Origin of the sequence: Segeticoccus rhizosphaerae (assembly GCF_009192725.1) — a bacterium.
In the GTDB taxonomy this organism is placed as follows: domain Bacteria; phylum Actinomycetota; class Actinomycetes; order Actinomycetales; family Dermatophilaceae; genus Segeticoccus; species Segeticoccus rhizosphaerae.
Genome location: NZ_VOHR01000266.1, coordinates 1 through 5,199, shown reverse-complemented (window position 1 = coordinate 5,199; position 5,199 = coordinate 1). Strand labels below are relative to the sequence as shown.

The window sequence follows — 5,199 nt, the reverse complement described above, 5'->3', positions numbered from 1 at the left end:
GGCGGCGCGAAGCAGCGCGCTCGCGTGCTCGATCGCCCAGCCCTTGACCAGCCCGGAGGGGTCGAGCGCGCCGCCCGGCGTGGCGGTGAAGTAGCCGTCGCTGACGGCTGTGGCGTCCGCGCACAGGGCGAGGACCTCGGCGACCTCGTCCGGGCCGTCGTCCAGGGATGTCTCGCCCCGGCCGAGCCGGCTGATCGGGCTGTCGGGCCGGTAGGTGGAGAAGGTGGCGTCCACCCGGTGCAGCCAGTCGACGACTCGTCCGACCGCGGCCTCGACGCCCGGAGCGGGGTCGCGGACGTCCAGGGAGAACACGGTGCCCATGCAGTGCTCGACACGATGGATCCGTGGACCGGGGTGGGGGCGGGTGTCGGCAGTCATCGGTGGCCGGCCTGGTCGAGGGCGTTCTGCAGCGAGGCGGCGTATCCCTCGCTGGTGTAGGTGGCGCCCGAGACCATGTCGATGTGGGCGCTCTGCGCGGCCAGGGCCTCCCGGGTCAGTTGCGGCACGGCATAGCTGGCGATCTGCTGGCTGCGTTGCTGGTCGTGGGGCAGCTGCAACGGGTTGACCCCGGTGATCTTGCGGCCGGTCAGCGTGATTTGGAGCTGCACCGGTCCGTAGGGGGTGTCGGCGGTGCCGCCGGTGATGGTCCGGGTGGTCGGCGCCGCGGTGCTGGTCGCCTTCGCGCCGTGGCCCTGACCGGCGCCGTGCCGCGGAGTGGCCCTGGAGTCACGCGTGGAGGCGGGCTTGGAAGTGGGCGTCGAGGTGGCGCTCGAGCCGGGAGAGGGGACCGCGGCCGCGGGCGCGCCGAGGGTCGCGGTGGGATGGGTCTTGAAGCCGAGCAGCAGCACCAGTCCGGTGACGGTGGCGGCGAGGGCGAGGATGAAGCGCTTCACGATGATCTCCCGCTCACAGCTCGAACGACTCGTGGTGGATGTGCCGGCCGGGGACTCCGGCACCGCGGAGCCCCGCCGTGGCGGCACGGGTCATGCCCTGCGGGCCGCACAGGTAGACGTCGTGGTGGCGCAGGCCCGGGACGAGCGAGGTCAGCGCGGGGGCGGACAAGGGGTCCTGCGCCAACCGCGTGTGCAGGCCGATCAGGTAGTGCACCCGTGCGCCGCGGCACTCGGCGATCTGATCGAGCTCGCGGCGAAAGACGACCTCGGTGTCGTGGTTGGCGCGGTAGAGCAGGGTGAGCTCGCCGGGGGCGGCCTGCAGCGTCTCGAACAGCGCTCGCAGCGGGGTAATCCCGGCGCCGCCGGCGATCAGCAACACCTGGCGCCGGCGACGCCGGTCCTCGGTGAACGCGCCGTAGGGGCCTTCGGCGAGCACCCGGGTGCCAGCCTTCAGGTGGGCCAGCGATCGGCTGTGGTCACCGAGCGCCTTCACGGTGATCCGCAGCGCCGTCGGGCGAGGTGGCGCCGACAGCGAGTAGGGGTTGGCCGACCACCACAGGTCGCGGGTGAGGAATCGCCACCGGAAGAACTGGCCCGGCTCGGCGGCCAGCTGGGTCAGCTGCCTGCCGGTGATCACCACTGACACCACACCGGGTGCCTCGTGGTGGACGGCGGCGACACGCAACCGGTGCCGCGCGGCCTGCCGCAGCGGGGTGACCAGCCGGTACCACACCAGGGCCGCGCCGACCGCGGCGTACATCGCCGACCACGCGATGCGCGCCGGCAGGTTCGTCACGAAGTCGGCGCCGGTGGCGAACTGGTGGCTGAAGGCGAGCGCCACCGCGAGGTAGGTGTAGAAGTGCAGGTAGTACCAGGTCTCGTAGCGCAACCGTGCCCGGGCGGCCCGCGCCGAGACGATCCCGACGCCGAGCAGCAGCACGCCGGCCACCGTCGCCATCAGCACGTCGGGGTAGCTGAGCAGCAGCGTCCCCGCCTGGCTGACCACGCTGGTGTGGGCGGTGACCGCGTAACCCCAGGTGATCAGCAGCCCGTGGGCGACGACGAGGCTCACGGTGTAGCGGCCACCCATCGCGTGCCAGCGGGCCAGCCGGTCGGCACCCACGCCCCGCTCCAGCAGGGGTATGCGCGCCATCAGCGCCACCAGCACCACGACCGCGTAGCCGGCCAGCAGGCCCGTGATCCGCCCGGCGCCGGTCAGCCAGCCCCCGAGCCCGGACACCGACGTCGTGTCGTGCCACCACAGGCCGAGCACCGCCGCCGCGCCACCCCAGATCAGGCCGAGCGCCCAGGTCGGGCGTGCGCGCCGGACCTGTCCACGGCGCGGCACTCCCGGTGGACGTCTCGTGCGGGTCACGCGGTCATCGAGGGTCATGGTCACAACGGCTCCCAAGGTCGAGGCAGCTCCTTCGTGGTGTCCGCCGGCCGGTCAGGCCCGGCGCCGCGGACAACACCCCCAGCATCGGTGCGCGATTTCTGTAAATCCTCTGAACAGGCTCTGGCCGGGCCGTGAGTTTCGCGCCGCCAGCGCAGACGAAGCGCAGACGAAGCGCAGAGGGAACTCAGAGGAATCTCAGAAAGCAGCAGGGACAATGGCTTTCACGTGCGCTGTTCCGAGAGGATCCCGATGAAAGCTGCTACGTCCGCGCCCACCGTGAGGGCGGCGCCGGATCCTCCCGTGAAGCTGTTGCGGATCGACGGCACCGCGGTGCGAGTGCTGGTCGTCGACGACGAGCCGAGCCTGGCCGAGGTGCTGGCCAGCGTGCTGCGCTCAGAGGGCTGGGAGGTGCGGACCGCCGGGGACGGGGCCTGCGCGGTCCGGACCGCGCACGAGTTCGCCCCCGACGCGGTCGTGCTCGACCTCATGCTGCCCGACCTCGACGGCCTGGAGGTGCTGCACCGGCTACGTGCCGCACAGCCGACGGTCTGCGTGCTCTTCCTCACCGCGCGCGACTCCGTCGAGGACCGCATCGCCGGGATCACCGCCGGCGGCGACGACTACGTCACCAAGCCGTTCAGCCTGGAGGAGGTCCTCGCGCGGCTCCGCGGGCTGCTGCGCAGGGCGGGTCTCGCCCGCACGCGCGGCCGGGCGGGTCTCGCCGTGGCGGACCTGACCATGGACGAGGACGCCCGTGAGGTGCACCGGGCCGGTGAGCTGATCGACCTGACCGCGACCGAGTTCGAGTTGCTGCGATACCTGCTGCGCAACCCGCGCCGGGTGCTGTCCAAGGCGCAGATCCTCGACCGGGTGTGGGACTACGACTTCGGCGGGCAGGCGCACGTGGTCGAGCTCTACATCAGCTACCTGCGCAAGAAGATCGACGCCGGTCGGGACCCCCTGATCCACACCGTGCGTGGGGTGGGTTACGTGCTGAAACCGCCGGGATGACGCCTCCCGCCGATCGTCGCGGGCGGGGACCATCGGGGTCATCGGGGGGATGGCTGGCTCGCCGGCCCCTGCGCACCCGGCTGACTGCCGGCCTGCTCCTCCTGCTGCTGCTCGCCTGCGCCGTGGTGGGCCTCGCGACCACCCTGGCCCTGCGTGGGTTCCTGCTCGGCCGGCTCGACCAGCAGCTCATCGCTGCGGGCAGCCGGTTCGCGGTCAGTCTCGAGCACAGCGAAAACACCGTTGGCACCGGGGCGCCCGGCGGGGTCGAGCCGGGCGAGGGGTTGTCCGATGTGCCCGGCCAGTCCGTCGGCACGCTCGGGGTGCACCTGGTCGGCGGGACGATCGCCCAGGCCGCCATCGTGCACGGCGACGGCGACCACGACCAGGACGACACCGCCAGCCTGACCAGGGCCGATCGCTCGGCCCTGGTGCGGACGCCGCCCGACGGGACGTCCCGCACTCTGCACCTCGACGCCCTCGGCGACTACCGCGTCCGGGCGGTCCCGGGCCGAGATGGCGACGTGCAGCTCACCGGCCTCCCCCTGCGCCCGGTCCACGACACCCTCGAACGACTCGAGGTGGTGGAGGTCGTCGTCTTCGCCGTCGTGCTGCTGGTCACCGGCCTCGCAGGGGCGACGTTCGTGCGGCTCTCGCTGCGCCCACTGCACCGGGTCGCCGCCACCGCCACCGCCGTCTCCGAACTGCCCCTGGCCAGCGGCGAGATCGCCCTGCCCGACCGCGTCCCTCCCCAGGACCCGGGCACCGAGGTGGGACAGCTCGGCGCGGCGTTCAACCAGCTGCTCGACCACGTCGAGGCCTCCCTGGCAGCCCGGCACGCCACCGAGGACCGGCTCCGACGATTCGTCGCCGACGCCAGCCACGAGCTGCGCACCCCACTGGCGACGATCCGAAGCCACACCGAGCTGGCCCGCCGCAGCCCCGGCACGCTCACCGACCCGGTCGACCACGCGCTGCACCGCGTCGAGGCGGCCTCGTCCCGCATGGGCACCCTGGTCGACGACCTCCTGCTGCTCGCGCGGCTCGACGCGGGCCGTCCCCTTGCCCGAGAACCGGTCGACCTGACCCGGTTGGCGATCGACACGGCCAACGACGCCCGAGCCGCCGCTCCGGATCACCGTTGGGCCCTCGACCTTCCCGAGGAGTCCGTCACGATCCGTGGTGACGAGTACCGGCTCCACCAGGTCCTCGCCAACCTGCTCGCCAACGCGAGCACCCACACCCCGGCCGGAACGACCGTGACCGTCCGGGTCAGCCGCCACGCAGCGGGCGGGCAGGCCGACGTGCAGACCGACCCCGTCGAGGTCGCGGTGATCGACAACGGGCCGGGCATCCCTGCAGCCGTCCTGCCCACCCTGTTCGAGCGCTTCGCCCGAGGCGACAGCTCGCGCGCGGCTGGAGGCACCGGTCTGGGCCTGGCCATCGTCGCGGCCGTCGCCCACGCGCACCAGGGCACCGTCACCGTGGACAGCAGGCCGGGTCGGACCACTTTCCACCTCCTGCTGCCACCAGGAACATGACCGAGCCACCCGTGCCGCGCACCAGCGGTCACCCTTGACGGAGTTCTTCCGAGGCACCAACCGGGCCGCCCTGCAGGTGCCCGGCACCGGCCAGGACCGCCGAGGCTGCTGCGGCCACGACCAGGGCGGCGAGGGTGGGCAGCAGCCAGCCCGGTCGGGTCCGGTCGCCCAGCAGCAGCGCGCCACTCACCCCGGCGACGATCAGCTCGGTCAGCCACAGCACCACGGTCGCGGGGCCGACCGGCCCACGCTCCAGCGACCGTGCATAGAGCACCGTGCCGAGCACCGCGAATCCGAGCACGGTCCAGGCGAGCGGCTGCCCGGCCAGCCGCGGCCACGGACCGCCCGTCGGCAGGACCCG

The 5,199-nt window shown here is 72.8% G+C and carries 6 protein-coding genes; 2 read left to right on the top strand and 4 right to left on the bottom strand.

Annotation, left to right across the window (positions count from 1 at the left end; translation table 11 throughout):
- The 3 genes from FRW57_RS16835 to FRW57_RS16825 form a co-directional block, all read right to left on the bottom strand.
- Window positions 1-321 (bottom strand): FAD:protein FMN transferase (locus FRW57_RS16835; RefSeq protein ID WP_162529395.1); only part of this gene is annotated, 321 nt, incomplete at its 3' end.
- Window positions 322-374: 53 nt separating this feature from the next.
- On the bottom strand, window positions 375-893 hold the full coding sequence (locus FRW57_RS16830) for an FMN-binding protein (protein ID WP_152186537.1): 519 nt from the start codon (window positions 891-893) through the stop codon (window positions 375-377).
- Between the two features lie 13 nt (window positions 894-906).
- Window positions 907-2,286 (bottom strand): ferredoxin reductase family protein, encoded by a 1,380-nt coding sequence (locus FRW57_RS16825; protein WP_152186536.1) that lies wholly within the window; start codon window positions 2,284-2,286, stop codon window positions 907-909.
- Window positions 2,287-2,538: 252 nt separating this feature from the next.
- On the opposite strand from FRW57_RS16825, the gene FRW57_RS16820 reads away from it, so the two are divergent.
- Both FRW57_RS16820 and FRW57_RS16815 read left to right on the top strand, forming a co-directional pair.
- Window positions 2,539-3,300 (top strand): response regulator transcription factor, encoded by a 762-nt coding sequence (locus FRW57_RS16820; protein ID WP_152186535.1) that lies wholly within the window; start codon window positions 2,539-2,541, stop codon window positions 3,298-3,300.
- On the top strand, window positions 3,297-4,838 hold the full coding sequence (locus FRW57_RS16815) for a sensor histidine kinase (RefSeq protein WP_152186534.1): 1,542 nt from the start codon (window positions 3,297-3,299) through the stop codon (window positions 4,836-4,838). Before FRW57_RS16820 ends, FRW57_RS16815 begins: the two co-directional genes overlap by 4 nt.
- A gap of 28 nt (window positions 4,839-4,866) precedes the next feature.
- On the opposite strand, the gene FRW57_RS23370 is transcribed toward FRW57_RS16815, so the two are convergent.
- On the bottom strand, window positions 4,867-5,199 hold a 333-nt coding region (locus FRW57_RS23370), incomplete at its 5' end, for a hypothetical protein (protein WP_203230380.1).